Origin of the sequence: Streptomonospora nanhaiensis (assembly GCF_026642255.1) — a bacterium.
Classification (GTDB): Bacteria; Actinomycetota; Actinomycetes; order Streptosporangiales; family Streptosporangiaceae; genus Nocardiopsis; species Nocardiopsis tropica.
On the sequence record NZ_CP113264.1, the window covers coordinates 5,696,597 to 5,714,781 of the forward strand.

Below are 18,185 nucleotides of genomic sequence, written 5' to 3' on the forward strand. Positions count from 1 at the left end.
TCACACCCGCACCCTCGGGTCGAGCCAGGCGTAGAGGATGTCCGAGAGGAACGAGGCGGCCATGACCGTCACCGCCATGAAGAAGGAGACCGCCGCGACCACGTGGACGTCGTGCTGGGAGATCGAGTCGATCAGCCAGGCGCCCATGCCGTGCCAGCCGTAGATCTTCTCGGTGAAGGTCGCGCCGGACACCATGATCCCGAAGGTGAAGGTGAAGTAGGTGATCGTGGGGATCAGCGCGGTGCGCAGGGCGTGCTTGAACAGCGCTCTCCTGCGGGTGAGCCCCTTCGCCATGGCCGTGCGCACGAAGTCGGCGTTGAGCACGTCGAGCATCATGTTGCGCTGGTAGCGCGCGAAGGCCGCGAACAGGGAGAGGGCGAGCACGATCGTGGGCAGCAGCGCGTGGTGTATCCGGTTGAGCAGGAGTTGCCACCACTCCCCCCGGAAGCCCGCCGAGTACTCGCCGGAGAAGATCAGCAGCTGGAAGCCGACGAGGTCGTTGATGGCGGTCGCGCCCACCTGGACGCTGATCGCGATGACCACCGTGGGCACGGAGAGCACGAAGAAGGCGACTGCCGTGGAGGCCTTGTCGAAGCGCCTGTACTGGCGTACGGCGGAGTAGGCGCCGACGGCGATGCCGACGGCGGCGCCGAGGACGGTGGCGAACGTGATCAGGCGCAGCGTGACGCCGGCCTTCATCCAGATCTGGGGGGTGACGTCACGCCCCTGGATGCTCTGTCCGAAGTCTCCCTGGACCACACCGCCCAACCAGACCGCGTAGCGCTCGGCCAGGGGCGTCTCGTCGTTGAGGTTGAGGGTGTCGAGCTGGGCGTTGATGACCTCGGCCGTGGGCGGGGGCTGCATCTGCTCGAAATAACCGCGCGGATAGAGGTTGGTTGCGGCGAGCAGGTAGGCGAAACTCGTCGCGAGAAAGATCAGCACGACGTAGTTCAGCAGCCGCCTGGCCAGGAACTTGCCCAAAACTATCTCCGAACCTCACAGCCGAGCCCGACGCTTGTCCCTTGTGCGCGGTCGTGACTGAGAGCACCGATGGTCACGGATCGGAGGGGCGCGGCGGGTGCCGCCGTTGAGCCTTCACGTTCCTGCGACCACCAGTGGGGGTTACTCCCGGTGACTACCAAAACACAATTGCATCCGGTTCACGATCAGTGACCGGAATGTCAAGAGTCTGCGGGAGCACTAGACACTCGACGGTAACCACTCCATCAAGAAAAGACAACGGTGCCCATTCGACCATCCGGATGCATCCGTTTTGTCAATCTTTACACACACAGCTTCCCGCTGACTCCCCACAGTTACCAATACACCAGTTGAGCTGCGGAAATAAACTCCAGAGCATCCCGAACGAAACAACATTCAAGCCCTCGAACTGGACATAACGCCACAAACGCGCCATCAAACATCAATAGTTAGTAACACACACGAAACCCTGACTCCTCCTACCTGCGAACGCGTACCGAACGCCCGTGCCCGCCGTGTCCCGCGCTCAGGGCACAGCGGACGCGCGAAGGCGAGGACACTCACCCTGGGTAGCGAAAGTCAGTGACGGCTGACGAGGGCGGGCACGCTCTCCCTGACGGCGGCCGCCCCGGCCCCCTCGGCGACGGGCGCCCACGGCGCGGCCCCGGCCACCACCGCCACCGGCCGCGGCACCAGGGGAGCCGCGGAGAGCGCCCCCGCCATCCCCCACCAGGCGCCCAGCGAGCGGGCGGCATCGCCCGCGGCTCCCAGGACCGTCCAGGTCACCGGTCCCGCGAGGGTCACGCCCCTCCCCCTCCGCCATGCCGCCAGGTGCGGCAGGACCAGGGCCGCCCCCGACACCGCCGCGATCCGGGCGACCCGGCGCGACCGGGCGGACCGCCGCGCGCCCGCCCCGCGGCGTCCCCGCGCCACCGTGCCGGCGACCACGGCAGCGGCGGCCACCGGCCACCATCCGGCCCGCGCCGCGCGCGCACCCGCCCCGGCGGTGCGCACCAGGTCGAGCCCCGTCAGCCTCACCGCCTCCGCCAGCGGGGCGCGTGCCCGACCGCAGACCGCGGCCGCGACCGCCGCGCCGCCCAGGGCCCCGGCCGCCAGCGCGGCCCCGGGGCGGCCGGACGCCGCCAGGGCCAGGGCTGCCGCCCCGGCCCAGGAGACCTCGGGCCCGGCGGCCCGTCCTCCGTGGCGGCGCGCCAGGGGCCCCGCGATCGCACCGGAGGTGAAACACGCGCGCAGGTAGTCCCCCATGTCCGTGGTCGGCGGCATCCGCACACGGGACCTCGGCTCGTAGCGCACCGACCACCCGCCTCCGGCGAGGCGCCACAAGAGGTCGAGTTCGGCGGCCGGCCCCAGCCCGGGGTCCAGGTCGGCGACGGAGCGGCGCACGACCAGCACCGGGACGGGACGCAGCGGATCGTCGGAGCCCTGGTCACCGAAGGCCCCCGGGCGCGCCTGGTCGGGGGTCCCGTGCCCCCAGGGGAGGACGGCGCCGGGGTCGGCGCCGCGGTCGGGCCCGGCCCCGTGGGCGGCGACGGCCGCCACCGCCCTGCTCAGGGGGGCGGGGGTCCGGGGCCGGTCGGTGAGCGCGCGGGGCACCACGGCCGCCACCCCGGGGTCGGAGAAATGCCCCAGGGCGGTGTCCAGCCATCCGGCGGTGGGACGCGCTCCCGACTCGACCAGGGCGACGAACTCCGCGGAGCAGGCTCCCAGCGCCACCGCCCGTGCCTGCGCACCCCCGGGCGGACCGGGCACGACCCGGGCTCCGTGCCTGCGCGCGATCCACGCGCAGGCCCCGGTGGCTCCGACGACGACCGGCCGCAGTTCCGGGTGGGACGCGGCGAGGAGGCCGAGCGTGGTCTCCAGCGCGGCGGGTCCCGCCTGGCCGACGACGGCCACCTCGGCGGTGCGCCCCGGCGGGAGGGGCAGCGGACTGGGGTGGGCGAGCCCGGCCCTGATCAGGTCGCGGGCGAGCAGTCCCTCGTCCGCTCCGGCGGGGACCGCGCCGCTCAGCCAGCGGATCAGCGCGCTGACCTGGGGCGGGGCGAGGCGGACGGCCCGTGGCGGGCAGCCGCCCAGGAGGAGGTGCCCCTCGTCGGCGAGGCGGACGGAGCGGTCGATCTCGACACCGAGGCCGGGGGGAAGCGGGGAGCGGGAGGCCATGCCCCATACCTTGTCGGGTCGGACGCGGCGGACGCAAGACCGCGGGAAGCACCGGAATCAGGGAGAGCTTGACGTAATCGTTACTTGGGCTCTCGAGTCCCACGAGTCACGAATCCCCGCCGATATGCGCGCCCGCTCACCCGCCCCGTCGGGCCGAACGCCCTCTTCGGGCAGCTCAGCGGGGGTTATCCTGACCAAGCCAGGTCGGCTGGGTTTCCGGGGAGGCACAGAGCGTATGCTGATCGCGAATACGCCCTTCAGTGTCGTAGGGCACATCCGCTACCAGACATGAGCATGCAGCACGGCCCGCCCCAGGCCCCACCACCGTCCCCGGGGAAGCCAAGCGGCTTCTCACCCAACGCCTGTCGCCGCCCTTGCGCAGCAGTCGTGGCACAGTCCCGCTTCCCTCCCTGCTCCAGGGGGCTCCGCCCTGTGCGTCCGCTCCGCGCCGTGACCCGTCCCCACGGGCACGGACGCCTCGAGGACCCGGCGCTGCGTTGCCCTGCCCGCCGCGAACACACGTCATCGGGGAGCGAACCCAATGTGTGAGACCGCAGCATCCCAGAGCTCTCTCGGACCCCTCGTCGCGCGCCACGCGCACGGCCCCGCCCACAGGACCCGTCCCCCGTCGCCGGACGCACTCCCGGCCCCGGTCCCTCCGCCCAGTCCCTTACACAGTCCGGCGAATCACATGGAAGACGAGATACCCCACAGCACCGGCACCGCCCGCAGGCCCGCGCGGCGACGGTTCCCGGGGCTGCCGAGCCAGATCGCCTACGCGAGGCGGTTCGTCGCCCGGCAGCTGGCCGCCTCACCCGAACTCACCACGGCGACGCTGCTGACCAGCGAGCTCGCCACGAACGCCATCACGCACAGCGCCTCGGGCCGGGCGACCGGCAAGTTCGAGGTCAGCGTCCACCTCGCCCCCGGGTGGGCGCGCGTGGAGGTGCGGGACCTGGGGAACAGGGTGGAGGCGCCGCAACCCCAGCACCGGGACCCCTACGACACGGCCGAGCACGGCCGTGGCCTGGACCTGGTCGAGGCGCTGTCCAGCAAGTGGGGAACCGAGCCCCGCGCCGACGGGATGGGGCGCAGGGTCTGGTTCGAGCTGGTGTGGGACTGCGACACCGACCCCGTGGACGCGGCGGAGTAGGGGTTCGAGCGGGCGGCCGCTCCGTCACGCCGCCCCGGCCGCCAGCGAGCGCGGGCCCGCCGTCACCCCTCGGTGCCGGCCCCCTGCTGCTCCTGCGCACCACCGCCCTCGGTGGGCGCGGGGAGCCGGTATCGCTCGTAGAGTTCGCGCGCGTAGTCCTTCGCCTCCTGCGACGGCTCCTCGCCCAGCTCGTCGCGGACCAGGTCGTCGAGGCTCTTGTTCGTTTCTGCCATGTGTCGCAGCCTGCCTGTAGTGCGCGGATTGCACAAATCGCCGCTCCGGTGACGGAGAGGGACGACCGATAAGTCCTACATAGTAGGCATTTCGGTGGCATCGCCCGGTTTCCCCTGGACAGACATCGCACGACGGGGCCCGCCGGCGTTCCGGCGGGCCCCGTCGGTACCGGTCGTCCCCGGTCCCCGGACACCGGGGTGGTACCGGGATCCACGAGCCCCGGGCGCCGACCGGCGCCCCCCGCAAGGCGGTACCGCGAACGGCGAGGGGCGCCCCGCGCTTCGCGCGGGGCGCCCCTGTGGAGCATGCGGCTACGAGCCGACCCGCTCCTCGGCCCGCTCGGCCCCGGACGTGCCGCCCTCGGGCGCACCCCCCGCGGCCTTGCGCTTGCGGGCGCGGCGCCGTTCGGCGCGCTCCGCGCTCCGCGCGGCACGGCGCTGCTTGGACCACTCCACCAGCTGGTAGAGGACCGGGACCAGGACCAGCGTCAGCACGGTCGAGGTCAGCAGGCCGCCGATCACCACGATCGCCAGCGGCGCGGAGATGAACGCCCCGCCGCCGGTGATCCCCAGGGCCATCGGGGTCAGTGCCGCGATGGTGGCGAGCGCCGTCATGAGGATGGGCCGCAGACGGTGGCGGGCACCCTCCACGATCGCCTCGCTGAGCGGCATCCCGTTGTTCTGGTTCTGGTTGATCAGGTCCATCAGGACGATGGCGTTGGTGATGACCACGCCGATGAGCATCAGCATGCCGACCATTCCGGCGATGCCCAGCGGGTTTCCGGTGATCAGGAGCAGGCCCAGCGAGCCGGTGATCGCGAACGGGATCGAGATCAGCAGCATGAGCGGCTGGAGCAGGCTCTTGAAGGTCGCGACCATGATCAGGTAGCAGATCACGACCGCGGCGAGCATCGCCAGCATCATCGAGGCGAAGCCCTCGGACTGGTCCTGGCTGACGCCGCCCAGGGTCGCCGAGGCGCCCTCCGGCAGGTCCAGCCCGTCGAGGGCCTCGGTGATGGAGGCGCTCACCGCGCCCAGGTCGGAGGCGGTGACGCTCGCCGACACGGTGGCGCTGGTGATGCCGTCGATCCGGGTGAGCTCCGGCTGCTGGAGCACCTCCTCGACCGTGGCCACGTCGGACAGCGGGACGGCCCCGGTCGCGCCCATGACGGGCAGGTCCTCCAGGTCGTCCACCGTCTGCGGGGCCTCGTCGAAGCGGACCACCAGGTCACGGCGGGTGTCGTCGAGGGTGACGGTGCCGACGTTCTGGCCGTTGAAGGCCGCGGAGACCTGCTGGCCGACCGCCGCCTCGGTGAGGCCGACGGCCGCGGCCTCCTCGCCGTCGACGCTGACCTCCAGCGAGGACTGCTCCGCGGCGACGCTGTTGGTGATGTCGGCGGTGCCGTCGATCGCGCTCAGCTCGTCCTCGACCATGCCGGTGGCCTCGGCGAGGACCTCCTGGTCGTCCGCGCTGACCTGCACCTCGATGCCGGATCCGCCCATGGCGCCCATGCTGCTCAGGACGGGCTCGTACTCGGTGTCCAGGTCCGCGAGGGTGTCGCGGAGCACGTCGCGGTTGCGGGCCTGGTCGGTGTCGGGGTCGGCGGTGACCGTGTAGTCGACCTGGCTGCTGCCTCCGCCGCCCATCATCCCGGCCATGCCCCCGCCGCCGACGTTGGTCTGGTAGGACTCCACCCAGGCGAACCCGGCCAGGGCGTCCTCGACCTTGACGGCCTCGGCGTCGGCCTCCTCCAGGGACGTGCCCGGGGGCAGCTCCTGGACGATCGCGTAGGAGTTCTCCTCGGACTGCCCCATCCAGTCGGTCTCGAGGTTGGTGGCCATGAGAACGGTGCCGGCGAAGATGACGACCGAGGCGAGCAGGGTCGTGATCGTGGCGACCTTGCGCTTGGTGGTGATCCACCGGATGACGGGCAGGTAGGCGCGCTGGAGGACGCCCTTGCGCTCGCGCTCGTTCTCCTCCTGCTCGATCTCCTCCTGGGTGGCGTCCCCGATGTCCTTGGGGCGCATGAACCAGTAGCAGAGCACCGGGATGAGGGTGATGGAGACGATCAGCGAGGCGGCCAGGGCGAGGCTGGCGGTGACCGCGAACGGCATGAACAGCTCGCCGACCATGCCGCCGACGAACGCCAGCGGGAGGAACACGGCGATCGTGGCGAGGGTGGAGGAGACCACGGCGGCGGCGACCTCGCGCACACCGGTCCGGACGGCCTCCATCCGCTCCTTGCCGTAGTCGAGGTGCCTGCGGATGTTCTCCAGCACCACGATGGAGTCGTCGACCACACGCCCGATGGAGATCGTGATGGCGGCGAGGGTCAGCATGTTGAGGCTGAACCCGAACGCCTGCATCCCGAGGAACCCGATCAGGACCGACACCGGGATGGACACCGCGGTGACCAGGGTGGAGCGGATCGACAGGAGGAAGACGAGGATGATGACGACGGCGGCGACGAGGCCCATGCCGCCCTCCTCGACCATCGCGAGGATCGACTCGTTGATGTAGGGGGCCTGGTCGAAGACCACGCTGATGTCGATGTTCGAGCCGAGGACGTCGGCCTGCTCGTCGAGGACCCGCTGGACCCCCTCGGACACCTCGACGGTGTTGCCGTCGGGCGTCGCCATGACCATGACGCCGATGCTCGGGTCGCCGTTGACGCGGGCCAGCGTGGTGGCCTCGTCCTGGACGAGTTCGACGTCGGCGACCTCGGAGATCTGGACCGGGGCCGGCGGGGCCGCGGGGGGCGCTCCGGGCGCCGCGGCGGACATGTCGCCGGCGGCGGCCGAGGGCTGGACCCAGACGTCCTCGATCTGCTCGACGGAGGAGAACTGCTCGCCGGTGGTCACGCTCAGGGTGCGGCCGTCGGAGTCGATGTCACCGCCGGGTTGGAGCAGGCCGCTCGACTGGAGGGCCTGGGTGAGGTCCTGGGGGGACAGCCCCGCGGAGGCGAGCTCGTCCGCGTCCGGGCTGACGACGACGTCGGAGCCCATGGCGCCGGTGACCATCGCCGAGCGCACGCCGGGGAGGGACTCGATCTCGGGGACGAGGTGCGTCTCCAGCGGTTCGACCATGGACTGGTCGTCGCCGTCCTCGGCGCCCGCGGCGAGCATCACGACCGGCATCATGTCCGTGCTGAAGGACATGACGCTGGTGCTGACGTCCTCGGGGAGCATGCCGGAGATCTGGTCGACCGCGATCTGCGTCTGGCGCACCAGGTCGTCCTGGTCGGAGCCGTAGTCGAACTCGACGGTGACCTGGGAGGAGCCGGTGCTGGAGGTGGAGGTCACCGTGGTGGCGCCCGCCACGCCCTGGACGGCCTGCTCCAGGGGCTCGGTGACCTGGTTCTCCACGACCTGGGGCGAGGCGCCCTGGTAGGTGCCGGAGACCATCACCATCGGGAGGGACATCTCCGGGAAGAGCTCCCGCTTGGCCGAGGCGGCCGCGAGGACGCCGAAGAAGAGGACGGCCAGGGTGACGAGCAGGACCAGCGCCCGGTTCTTGAGCGACATGACCGCGAGGCGGTTCATACCGTGGCCCCTTCCGAGCGGCGGGCGGCGGTCCCTGCCGGGGGACGGCCCGTACCACGGGCCCTTGTGGCCGATCTGGACATGAGAGGTTTTCGCTCCTAGTTCGCTGCTGACCACGGGAGCAGACCGTGGTGTGGTGGTCGAGCGCTTTCCGACGACCGTCGGGCGGGCACGCCGTCACTGCGGTCTGGCGACCGGTCCTCGAACGTGTGGTGCTGGTGGGGACGCAGGTTGTGCGTTCGCGATGTGCGGCACAGGGGGAGCATCCGCCTGGCGCACGATTCAGAATACGTCGCGTTATATCGGAAGATCAGCCAACCCCGTCCGGTTCAGGGGACTCTCAGGGGCGCGTCAGTCTTCTGTCAGGGTCGATCCCTGACCAAAGTTAGGGACGTCCGCCGTAAGTCGGAGTCCCCCGGGGTGAGGTGGGCCTTCCCGCGGCCTCAGACCCCGGTTCCTTGTAAGGGACATCACAGCCACGATTTCCGGTCCACCAAAAAAAGACGTCGCGACCGGGGCGCGACGCCTCCACGAAAACGGCCTGTGGACAACCGGGAGAGCGGGGCCCGCCGGGGCATCCTGAAGGGGTGGGACTCAGCCCACCCGGTGCTCCTCCAGGGGCTCGTGCGGCTGGGAGGTCCCCCACACCACGCGCAGGAGGTCCTCCAGCGCGTGCGCCAGGGATGCGTCCACCAGCTCGTAGCTGACCTGGCGGCCGCGGGCGTGGGTGTGCACCAGCCCGCAGTCGCGCAGGCAGGCGAGGTGGTTGGAGACGTTCTGCCGGGTGAGTCCGAGCTGGTCGGCCAGTCCGGCCGGATAGTTCGGACCCTCGAGGAGGGCCAGGAGGAGGCGGGACCGGGTCGGATCGGACAGCGCGCGCCCGAGCCGGTGGATGGCGGACAGGCGCTGCTCGGAGGTCAACATGAAAACCATTGTACATAGTTTGCTGTATAGACAGCCTTGGCTGTATAAACAGTGAAGACTGAACTATGGGGCGCGGTCGCACACGGCGCCCGAGGACACGGGACGACGCGGACAAGAGGGAGGCGCCGTGGGAGCGGGACACGGGCACGGACACGGGCACGCGATCACCGCCGGTGCGGCCAACAGCAGGAGGCTCGTGCTGGTCCTGGCGATGATGGTCGCCGTCGCCGCCGTCCAGGTCGTGGGCGCCGCGTACAGCGGCAGCCTGGCGCTGCTCGCCGACGCCGGCCACACGGTCACCGACTCCTTCGGCGTGGCCCTGGCGCTGGCCGCCGTCTGGATCGCCTCCCGTCCCGCCACCAGCCGACGGACCTTCGGCTACCAGCGCGCCGAGATCCTCGCCGCCGCGGTCAACGCGCTCGTGCTGTTCCTGCTGTGCGGGTTCATCGTGGTCGAGGCGGTCGACCGCCTCCGGTCGCCCGCCGAGGTGTCCGGCGCGGGCATGGTCGCCGTCGCCGCGTTCGGCCTGGTCGCCAACATCGCCGCGCTGTTCGTCCTCCGCTCGGGCGCCAAGGACAGCCTCAACGTCAAGGGCGCCTACCTGGAGGTCATGAGCGACGCCCTCGCCTCCGTCGGCGTCATCGTCGGCGGGATCGCCGTGTGGCTGACCGGGTGGGGCCGGATCGACACCCTCGTCTCCCTGGGCATCGCCGCCATCATCGTGCCCCGGGCCTGGTCCCTGCTGCGCGAGGCCGTGCACATCCTGCTGGAGGCCACCCCCGAGGGCATGGACCTCAGCGAGGTGCGCGACCACCTCCTCGGGCACCCCGCGGTCCTGGACGTCCACGACCTGCACGCCTGGACCATCACCTCCGGGGTGCCCGTGATGTCGGCGCACGTGGTGGTCGCCGAGGAACACCTCCGGGACACCGGGAGAATGCTCGACGAACTCCACTCCTGCCTGACCGGCCACTTCGACGTCGAGCACTCCACCCTGCAACTGGAGCCTCCGGGCCACGCCGACCACGAGGGCGCCAGACACGACTGAGCGGGCGTCCTCCCAGCCCTGAGCGGCCCCTCCGGTCCCTACGGACCGGGCCGTCGACGTGACCAAACCCGCAACCTTTGACAGAATCGTTCGCGCTTCGTCGAAGGAGGAGAATCCGGTGAAAACCACACACGGCCACGGGCTGCGCACCCGGTGAGCCGACGCCCCCGCCCGCGCGGAGGCAGCCTCGGCGCGCTGGTCCGCAGGACGGCCCCCCGCCTCCGGTCGCCGAAGACCCTCCTCCGCCCGCGCCTGGCCTGGCGGCCGACCAGGGAACTCCTCGCATGGCGCAAACCGGCCCGCGTCTTCCTCCTCGTCTTCCTCGCCGTGGACCTGGTCGGCACCGCCCTGCTGATGAGCCCGCTGGCCACCCCCGGCAGCGAGGGGCTGGACTTCGTCCCCGCGCTCTTCACGGCCACGTCCGCCCTGGCCGTGTGCGGGCTCGGCGTGATCTCGATCGGCCACGACCTCAACCTCTTCGGCCAGATCGTCATGCTCGCCCTGATGCAGGTCGGGGGCATCGGGATCATGACCCTGGCGTCCGTGCTCGGAACGGCCATGATCCACCGCTTCCGGCTGCGTTCCCAGCTCAACGTGCAGGCCGAGACGCGGAGCCTGTGGATCGGGGACGTCTCCGGCGTGGTCCGCCGCGTCGCCCTGGTCTTCCTGGCGCTCCAGGGCCTGACGTTCCTGCTCATCACGCCCCGGATGTGGCTGGGCTACGACATGTCCCCGGGGGAGGCCGCCTACTCCGGCCTGTTCCACTCGATCTCGGCGTTCAACAACGCCGGCATCTCCCTCTACGACGACAGCATGATGCGCTTCTCGGGGGATCCGCTCATCCTCCTGCCGGTGGCCTTCGCGGTGATCCTCGGCGGCCTCGGCTTCCCGATCCTGCTCGAACTGCGCCGCAACCTCGGCGAGCCCCGCACGTGGAGCCTGCACGCCAAGATCACCATCACGACCACGGCCATCCTCTTCCTGGGGAGCTTCCCGCTCATCACCGCGATGGAGTGGGGCAACCCCGCGACGCTCGGGGCGATGCACTGGACGGACAAGCTCACGGACGGCTTCTTCCACAGCGTGATGCCCCGCAGCGGGGGGCTGAACTCCGTCCCGGTCGGGGAGATGCAGGACTCCACGCTGCTGCTGACGATCATGCTCATGTTCGTCGGCAACGGCAGCGCCGGAACGGCCGGCGGAATCAAGGTCGCGACCCTGGCCGTGATCTTCCTCGTGGTGCTGGCGGAGATCCGCGCGCACAACGAGGTGCACGTGTTCGACCGCAAGCTCCCGCCCGGGGTGATCCGCCAGTCCCTCAGCCTGGTGTTCCTGTCCGCGACGGTCGTCGCGTTCAGCTCGCTGCTGCTCATGCACACGACCCCCTTCCACTTCCTCCCGGTGGTGTTCGAGGTCGTCTCCGCCTTCGGCGTGGTGGGGCTCTCCACCGGCATCACCCCCGAGCTGCCCCCGTGGGCCCAGTGCCTGCTCGTCGCGCTCATGGTCGCGGGGCGCATCGGCCCCATCACCGTCGCCACCGCCCTGGCCTTCCGCGACCGCCGCCGGCGCTACGATCTCGCCGAGGCCAGGCCGATCATCGGCTGAGCCGCACAGACAGGAGTCACCCGTGCCACACCGCAACAGGAACGACGACAAGAGCGTCCTGGTCATCGGCCTCGGCCGGTTCGGCAGTTCCCTCGCCCTCGAACTGGTCAACCGCGGCTGGGACGTCCTCGGCGTGGACACCAGTCCGCGCCTGGTGCAGACCTACGCCGACGCCCTCACCCACACGGTGATCGCGGACGCCACGGACGAGGAGGCGCTGCGCCAGATCGGCGCCTCCAACTTCAACCGGGCGGTGGTGGCCATCGGCACCCACCTGGAGGAGAGCATCCTGGCCACGTCACAGCTGGTGGACCTGGGGGTGTCGACCATCTGGGCGAAGGCGACGAGCCGTCGGCACGGCCGCATCCTGGAGCAGGTGGGAGCCCACCACGTGGTGCTGCCCGAGCACGACATGGGCGAGCGGGTGGCGCACCTGCTGTCGGGGCAGATGCTCGACTACGTGGAGCTGGAGGAGGGGTTCTCCCTCGGAAAGACCAAGGCTCCCAAGGAGCTGCTGGGCAAATCCCTGCGCGAGACGGGAGTGCGCCAGGAGTACGGGATCACCGTGGTCTCGGTCAAGCGCATGGGCGCGGAGTTCACGTACGCGACCCAGGAGACGGTGCTCAACAAGGGCGATGTGATCGTGGTCGCGGGACGGACCGACGACGTCGAGCGGTTCTCGGAGATCGTGTAGAACCCGGGCGGATCCGACACCCGGGAGACATCCTCCACAAGCAGACAAATTGACAACCGTTTTCATTATCCCGATGATTGACCCATGCGAACAGGGACAACCGTGCGGGCCGCCGTCCTCGGCACCGCGACACTCATGATGATCACCGCCTGCGGAAGCGGAGGAGGCGGGGCCGAGGACACGGGTGTCCCCCCGGCCGACGCCGACCTGACCGTGGTCACCGGCGTCTACCCCCTGGAGTGGCTCGCCCGCGAGATCGGCGGGGACGGCGTGGCCGTCACCCAGCTGACCGAGCCCGGCACCGAACCCCACGACCTGGAGCTCACCGGCCGCCAGGTGGGCGAGGTCAGCGAGGCCGACATCGCGTTCTTCGTCGGGGGCCTCCAGCCCGCGGTGGACGACGCGATCTCCCAGGAGGCCTCGGACAGCGCGCTCGACGTGGGCGACGTCGTGCACCTGCGTCCGGCCGGAGGCGAGGACGAGGAGCACGGGGACGAGGAGCACGCCCACGAGGACGAGCACGGCCACGAGGACGAGCACGCCCATGAGGAGGAGGAGGGGGAGGAGGAGCACGACCACGGTGAGCACGACCCCCACTTCTGGCTGGACGTGGAGCTGATGGCGGAGACCGCCCGGGCCCTCGGCGAGCGGATGGGCGAGGTCCACCCGGAGGGCGCCGACGCCTACGAGCAGAACGTCGAGGCCGTGACGGCGGAGCTGGAGGCGATCGGCCAGGAGTACGAGGAGGGCCTGGCCTCCTGCGAGCACCACGACGTCGTCGTCGGCCACACCGCGTTCACGTACCTGACCGAGGCCTACGGCCTCGAACAGGTCGGCGTCAGCGGGGTGGACCCCGACACCGAGCCCTCCCCGTCGCAGATCGCCGCGATCACCGACATCGTGCGGGAGCGCGACATCACCACGGTCTTCACCGAACCGCTGATGCCGCCGGAGACGGCCGAGACCATCGCCTCCGAGACCGGTGCCGAGGTGCGGGTGCTCGACCCGCTGGAGGGCGTCACCGAGGACTCCCCCGGCGACGACTACCCGTCGATCATGCGGGGCAACCTGGCCGCGCTGACCACCGCACTGGGCTGCTCCTGACCTCGAACGCCTGACGGCGTCCCGCCGCGACCGGGCCCCTGCCCGGCCGGCCCCCGTGAGCCCCACCTGTCCGGTACGTGCCGGACGGGTGGGGCTCACGCGTGTCCGGCACCGTGCCGAGCGCCGGAATCGCACCCGTGTCGTCCCGTTCGTCGGGGTCCGGACACCTGTCCCGAACGGTTGGATTACACCGCGCTTACATAGAACCAAACCCCCGGACAAGTGGCGAGGGTCACGCTATGCTTATGAAGTGTCAGTGCTTGTGCACGTGCATCTGGCGGTGCATCAGCACGGACGTTCCCCTCGCAGATCCGAAGGAGCAGCACAGCATGACCGCACACAACGGCATCACCGCGACCGAGCTGACCGATGTCGCCTGGCAGAAGGCCAAGCGCAGCAACTCCCAGGGCGCCTGCGTCGAGATGGCCCGCCTGAGCGACGGCTCGATCGCCGTGCGCAACTCCCGGTTTCCGTCCGGGCCGGCGCTGGTCTACACCCAGGAGGAGATCGACTGCATGATCCTGGGCGCCAAGGACGGTGACTTCGACAACCTGCTCAGCTAGGACGAGTCCCCACCGACAATGCCGTCGGGGGCTTCGGAGCGCCCGGGGGAGTTCCGCCCGGGGACCCTCCGCACTCACCGACCCGGTTGCCACGCCCTCACCCGGGTCGACCGAGGATACGGACAGAAGGGCCCTGTCCAGTGGACAGGGCCCTTCAACATCCGGAAAGGCCCGCCTCGGCGGGCCTGCGTTCGTCTCCCCTCACCACCGCTCCGCCCCTCCGCGGGCAACGGTGAACGGCTATTTGAGGTCTTCCCGGATCTCCTTGAGGATGTCGAGCGTCTCGTCCGGGGTGGCCGCGGCCACACTCAGCCGGGTCATCGCCTTGGTGTACGCCTCCACCACGTTGCGGCGGTCGATGAGCTCGCCGTCGTGGAGCTGCTCCAGGTACACCATGTCCGCGAGCTCGAACTCGGAGTACCTCAGCAGGGTGAAGGACCCGGCCTCGGCCGCGTGCGCGCCCACGGAGAAGGGGATGATCTGGAGGGTGATGTTGTCGTGCTCGCTGCTGAGGTGGATCAGGTGCTCGATCTGGCGGCGCATGATCTCCGGACCACGGCTGATCACGCCGATGGGGCGGCGCACCGCAGCCTCGTCGAGGATCACCCACATGCGCATGCTCGTGTCGTTCTCGATGCGTTTCTGTCTGCGCAGTCTCGCCTCGATGCGCTGCTCGGTGACCATGTCGGTCTCGACGCCGCCCGAGATGATCTCCCGTGCGTACTCCTCCGTCTGGAGCAGGCCCGGCACGAACTGGGACTCGTAGATGCGTATGTGGTCGGCGGCCTCCTCGAAGCCCACATAGCGGATGAACCACTTGTGGAGCGAGTCGCCGTACTCCTTCCACCACCCGGGCTTGTTGGATTCGCGGGCGACTTCGAGTAATTCCTTGATCGTCTTGCGGTCGGAGACCCCGTACATCTTGAGGAGGTCCTCGATATCGCGCAGCTTGAAACCGACCCGGCCGAGTTCCATCCGGCTGATCTTCGACGCGGATGCCCGAATCCGGTTCCCCGCGTCCTCACGGGTGATACCCCGCTGTTCGCGGCGCTTACGAAGCTCGTGCCCGAGTAGCATGCGACGCACGGTGGGGCCGCTCCCCTTGCGCAATCGAGCGATATCCACGTTCGTCGCCTCTCTGTCATTCCCGGCACAAGGGTATCCGGGGTGGCGGGACACCTTTGCCTTGAGGTCAAGACACTACATGTACACGATATAACCGGAGCGCCCCCGCACCCGGGTACTCCATCGGTGACGGCGCCGGCCCCTCCGGGAGGGGCCGCCGTCGACCCCCGTCGCGGACGGCGGGCCACCGGGCCGGAGCCCCCGCGGACTTCGGGTGGCCGCGGGACGGCCGGTCACGGGACGCCTGACCGGGATCAGGCGAATTGTGCCCAAACGAACTTTCCGCCGGGAGACGTGGGAATCACACCCCACTCTCGCGCGAAAGCACTCACCAGGGCAAGTCCGCGCCCGCCCTCCATGGTCAGATCTGCTTCCCTTCTCCGGGGCAGCCGATCACCGCCGTCCCGGACCGCGCAGATGAATTCGCTCCCGCTGCGCATCAGTGAGAGCTGAATACCCCCCTCGCTCTGCCTGGTCAAGGGCAGGGGACCGCCGTGCCGGACCGCATTGGTGACCAATTCGGAAACGACCACCGCGACATCGCCGGACAAGTACTGCATCTCCCATTCGCGGAGAAGCGCCTCGGAAATCTCCCGCGCGGCCCCCACCGCCTGGGGCCTCGGCTCGAAGCTCCACGTGACCGCGTCGTGCCGGTCGCCGCAGACCGGGGTGTTCCAGCGCCGGGAACCGTGCGTCAGGACCTTGAGCCACCATCCGCCGGCAGGCTCCGTCACCGCCTCCGCACACTCCATGCCTTCCACTTCCTCCCTGACGCACCGTGGCGAGCAGCGACGACACGTCCCGGAAACCTCCGCGATCCCGCGAAGACACCTTCGGGCCCGTGCCGCTGCACGTCTCGTATGCACGTGCATCTCGGTCTTGGTGGCAATCGTAGGCCAAGCTTCGACAAAGTGCAGGGAAACAGGGGGACCAACTTCACCGGATCCCCGTTCCTCCCGGGCCCTCTCCCCGGCGCTCCCCGAAAGGCCGCACTCCCACCCCCACCCGCTTACCGACCGGTAGGGATGTGGATAGGATTCTGTCGCGCCCACCACGTGAATTCTGGAGGTAACCCCATGTCCCCAACGCCTCGTGTGGCCATCGTGACCGGAGCCGCCCGCGGGATCGGCGCCGCCACGGCTGAGCGCCTGGCGCGCGAAGGCCGGGCCGTCGCCGTCCTGGACCTGAAGGAGTCCGACGCCCAGGAGGTCGTGGACCGCATCACCGCCGGGGGCGGCACGGCCCTCGCCGTCGGATGCGACGTCTCCGACGCCGACCAGGTGGACGCCGCGGTCGCGACCGTCGCCGAACGCCTCGGCCCGCCCGCCATCCTGGTGAACAACGCGGGTGTCCTCCGCGACAACCTCCTGTTCAAGATGTCGGCGGACGACTGGGACACCGTGATGAACGTGCACCTGCGGGGCTCGTTCCTGATGAGCAAGGCCGCCCAGGCGCACATGACCGCGAACGGCTGGGGCCGCATCGTCAACCTGTCCAGCTCCTCCGCGCTGGGCAACCGGGGCCAGGCCAACTACTCCGCCGCCAAGGCCGGGCTCCAGGGGTTCACCAAGACCCTGGCGATCGAGCTGGGCAAGTTCGGCGTGACCTGCAACGCCGTCGCCCCCGGGTTCATCGAGACCGCGATGACCAGGGCCACGGCCGAGCGGATCGGCGTCAAGTACGAGGACATGAAGGCGTTCAAGGAGGCGGAGATCCCGGTGCGGCGGGTGGGCGTCCCCGAGGACATCGCCAACACGGTCGCGTTCCTCACCGGTGAGGACGCCGGGTTCGTGTCGGGCCAGGTCGTCTACGTGGCCGGCGGCCCGCTGGACTAGCGGTGCGCCGTCCACGGTCCGCCTCCGGGACCGTGCGCCCCGGCCGGGCACGCCTCCGGTCGGGGCGCCCGTGCGTCCCGTCCGGGGCCGGCCCGGCGCGCCGGGGTCCCGCCCCGGCGCGCTGCCCGCGCGGGGGCGTCCGGGACGGTCAGCGTGCGGGGCCCCGGGGAGAGGGCACCGGACCTCCGTCGCCGCGCGCCTCCTCCATTGCCTCCGTGACGGTCCCGCAGACCTCCTCCACGAGTGCCACGCCGGTGGCGTAGTCGTGGCTCCCGTCGGACAGGACCGCGATGAGGTACTCGTGGTCGGGGCCGCTCACGTAGCCGACCGTGTTGACGGTCCACAGCCCCCGGTTGCCCTCGCGGGGCGTCCAGCCGTTCTTGAGGCCGACCGTGTCCCCCGGGACGGCCGAGGCCGACACCCCCCAGGCCTGTTCCGGGGCGACGGACTCCATCAGCCCGCGGGCGTACGCACGGCTCTCCGGCGACAGCGGCCCCTCGCCGACGTACAGGATCCGCAGCAGCCGCACCTGGTCGGCCGCGGTGGTCGTCGTGGAGCCCCACACGCCGCGCGGGTCGGGGTCGGTACCGGTGAACCCGAGGGCGCGGACGCCGCTCGTGAACCCGTCGGTGAAGCCGATGCGTGCGTACAGGCCGTCGGTGACCTCGTTGTCGCTGTAGCGGATCATCTCCTCCGCCCGGTCCCGTTCGGACGCGGAGAGCCCGCGCCCCTCCTCCTCCGCGCGCAGGAGCAGCAGGGCGAGGATCGTCAGCTTGGACACGCTCGCGGTCGGGAACCGCTCGTGGGCGCCGTGGCTGAAGGTGGCGCCGGTGCGCAGGTCCTGGACGGCGACCGCGAAGTCCGCGGGGTGTTCGCCGACCAGCTCCTCCATCCGCCCGGTGAGCTCGTCCCGCTGCGCCGGCCCGAGTGTGCGCCCGCCGGTGGCCGGGCCGGTCAGGGGCGCGAAGGGCACGAGGGGCAGGGCGCTCTCCGAGAGCAGGGTTCGGACGAGGGCCGGGTCCGGCGCGGACAGTCCTCCGGCGGCCGAGGTGGCGCCGGGGACCGCGAGGGCCGTGAGCACGACGAGGCAGATCGCCGCCGTGGCGGCGGACCATGTTCGGATGATGTCGGCGGGGGGACGCCGGGGCACGCTATCACCGGTTCGTAGGAGCAGCAGGGGGGCTGTCCGGACATTATCC

Annotated in this window: 15 protein-coding genes; 7 read left to right on the plus strand and 8 right to left on the minus strand. The window is 70.4% G+C overall.

Annotated elements, in window-relative coordinates:
* The gene (locus OUQ99_RS24570) at nt 1-981 is read right to left on the minus strand and encodes an ABC transporter permease (RefSeq protein WP_267946156.1); all 981 of its coding nucleotides are present in this window, start codon (nt 979-981) and stop codon (nt 1-3) included.
* 579 nt (nt 982-1,560) lie between these two features.
* Entirely contained in the window at nt 1,561-3,159 is a 1,599-nt protein-coding gene (locus OUQ99_RS24575) for a family 2 glycosyl transferase (protein WP_267946157.1), read from the minus strand.
* A 691-nt stretch (nt 3,160-3,850) separates the two neighbouring features.
* On the opposite strand from OUQ99_RS24575, the gene OUQ99_RS24580 reads away from it, so the two are divergent.
* On the plus strand, nt 3,851-4,312 hold the full coding sequence (locus OUQ99_RS24580; RefSeq protein WP_267946158.1) for an ATP-binding protein: 462 nt from the start codon (nt 3,851-3,853) through the stop codon (nt 4,310-4,312).
* A 62-nt stretch (nt 4,313-4,374) separates the two neighbouring features.
* Here OUQ99_RS24580 and OUQ99_RS24585 read toward each other — a convergent pair whose 3' ends face one another.
* From OUQ99_RS24585 to cmtR, 3 genes are all read right to left on the minus strand, one after another.
* On the minus strand, nt 4,375-4,545 hold the full coding sequence (locus OUQ99_RS24585; RefSeq protein WP_267946159.1) for a hypothetical protein: 171 nt from the start codon (nt 4,543-4,545) through the stop codon (nt 4,375-4,377).
* Nucleotides 4,546-4,857: 312 nt separating this feature from the next.
* Entirely contained in the window at nt 4,858-8,088 is a 3,231-nt protein-coding gene (locus OUQ99_RS24590; protein ID WP_267946160.1) for an efflux RND transporter permease subunit, read from the minus strand.
* A gap of 594 nt (nt 8,089-8,682) precedes the next feature.
* Nucleotides 8,683-9,012, minus strand: a complete 330-nt coding sequence (gene cmtR, locus OUQ99_RS24595) for a Cd(II)/Pb(II)-sensing metalloregulatory transcriptional regulator CmtR (RefSeq protein ID WP_267946161.1) — start codon at nt 9,010-9,012, stop codon at nt 8,683-8,685.
* A 127-nt stretch (nt 9,013-9,139) separates the two neighbouring features.
* Between cmtR and OUQ99_RS24600 the strand changes: the two genes are divergently transcribed.
* The 5 genes from OUQ99_RS24600 (at nt 9,140) to OUQ99_RS24620 (ending at nt 14,026) form a co-directional block, all read left to right on the plus strand.
* Nucleotides 9,140-10,060 (plus strand): cation diffusion facilitator family transporter, encoded by a 921-nt coding sequence (locus OUQ99_RS24600; RefSeq protein WP_267946162.1) that lies wholly within the window; start codon nt 9,140-9,142, stop codon nt 10,058-10,060.
* Nucleotides 10,061-10,312: 252 nt separating this feature from the next.
* Complete coding sequence (locus OUQ99_RS24605; RefSeq protein WP_267950483.1) at nt 10,313-11,665, plus strand: TrkH family potassium uptake protein; 1,353 nt, start codon at nt 10,313-10,315, stop codon at nt 11,663-11,665.
* 22 nt (nt 11,666-11,687) lie between these two features.
* A complete protein-coding gene (locus OUQ99_RS24610; RefSeq protein WP_267946163.1) occupies nt 11,688-12,359 on the plus strand; it encodes a potassium channel family protein in 672 nt (223 codons plus the stop codon).
* An 84-nt stretch (nt 12,360-12,443) separates the two neighbouring features.
* Nucleotides 12,444-13,463, plus strand: a complete 1,020-nt coding sequence (locus tag OUQ99_RS24615) for a metal ABC transporter substrate-binding protein (protein ID WP_267946164.1) — start codon at nt 12,444-12,446, stop codon at nt 13,461-13,463.
* Between the two features lie 329 nt (nt 13,464-13,792).
* Nucleotides 13,793-14,026 carry a DUF397 domain-containing protein gene (locus OUQ99_RS24620; RefSeq protein WP_267946165.1) on the plus strand — a complete coding sequence of 78 codons (234 nt, stop codon included), beginning with the start codon at nt 13,793-13,795 and terminating at the stop codon, nt 14,024-14,026.
* A 240-nt stretch (nt 14,027-14,266) separates the two neighbouring features.
* On the opposite strand, the gene OUQ99_RS24625 is transcribed toward OUQ99_RS24620, so the two are convergent.
* Complete coding sequence (locus tag OUQ99_RS24625; protein ID WP_267946166.1) at nt 14,267-15,103, minus strand: helix-turn-helix domain-containing protein; 837 nt, start codon at nt 15,101-15,103, stop codon at nt 14,267-14,269.
* A 302-nt stretch (nt 15,104-15,405) separates the two neighbouring features.
* Complete coding sequence (locus tag OUQ99_RS24630) at nt 15,406-15,903, minus strand: ATP-binding protein (protein ID WP_267950484.1); 498 nt, start codon at nt 15,901-15,903, stop codon at nt 15,406-15,408.
* A 324-nt stretch (nt 15,904-16,227) separates the two neighbouring features.
* On the opposite strand from OUQ99_RS24630, the gene fabG reads away from it, so the two are divergent.
* On the plus strand, nt 16,228-16,986 hold the full coding sequence (fabG, locus tag OUQ99_RS24635) for a 3-oxoacyl-ACP reductase FabG (RefSeq protein WP_267946167.1): 759 nt from the start codon (nt 16,228-16,230) through the stop codon (nt 16,984-16,986).
* 148 nt (nt 16,987-17,134) lie between these two features.
* Here the strand turns inward: fabG and OUQ99_RS24640 are convergent, their stop codons facing one another.
* A complete protein-coding gene (locus OUQ99_RS24640) occupies nt 17,135-18,136 on the minus strand; it encodes a serine hydrolase (protein ID WP_267946168.1) in 1,002 nt (333 codons plus the stop codon).
* Nucleotides 18,137-18,185 lie beyond the last annotated feature (49 nt).

Excerpts from the sequence above, each read along its gene's own strand:
- OUQ99_RS24575 (WP_267946157.1), bottom strand. The coding sequence starts at position 3,159 with ATGGCCTCCCGCTCCCCGCTTCCCCCCGGCCTCGGTGTCGAGATCGAC.
- OUQ99_RS24580 (WP_267946158.1), top strand. The coding sequence starts at position 3,851 with ATGGAAGACGAGATACCCCACAGCACCGGCACCGCCCGCAGGCCCGCG.
- OUQ99_RS24585 (WP_267946159.1), bottom strand. The coding sequence starts at position 4,545 with ATGGCAGAAACGAACAAGAGCCTCGACGACCTGGTCCGCGACGAGCTG.
- OUQ99_RS24590 (WP_267946160.1), bottom strand. The coding sequence starts at position 8,088 with ATGAACCGCCTCGCGGTCATGTCGCTCAAGAACCGGGCGCTGGTCCTG.
- cmtR (WP_267946161.1), bottom strand. The coding sequence starts at position 9,012 with ATGTTGACCTCCGAGCAGCGCCTGTCCGCCATCCACCGGCTCGGGCGC.
- OUQ99_RS24615 (WP_267946164.1), top strand. The coding sequence starts at position 12,444 with ATGCGAACAGGGACAACCGTGCGGGCCGCCGTCCTCGGCACCGCGACA.
- OUQ99_RS24620 (WP_267946165.1), top strand. The coding sequence starts at position 13,793 with ATGACCGCACACAACGGCATCACCGCGACCGAGCTGACCGATGTCGCC.
- OUQ99_RS24625 (WP_267946166.1), bottom strand. The coding sequence starts at position 15,103 with ATGCTACTCGGGCACGAGCTTCGTAAGCGCCGCGAACAGCGGGGTATC.
- OUQ99_RS24630 (WP_267950484.1), bottom strand. The coding sequence starts at position 15,903 with ATGGAGTGTGCGGAGGCGGTGACGGAGCCTGCCGGCGGATGGTGGCTC.
- fabG (WP_267946167.1), top strand. The coding sequence starts at position 16,228 with ATGTCCCCAACGCCTCGTGTGGCCATCGTGACCGGAGCCGCCCGCGGG.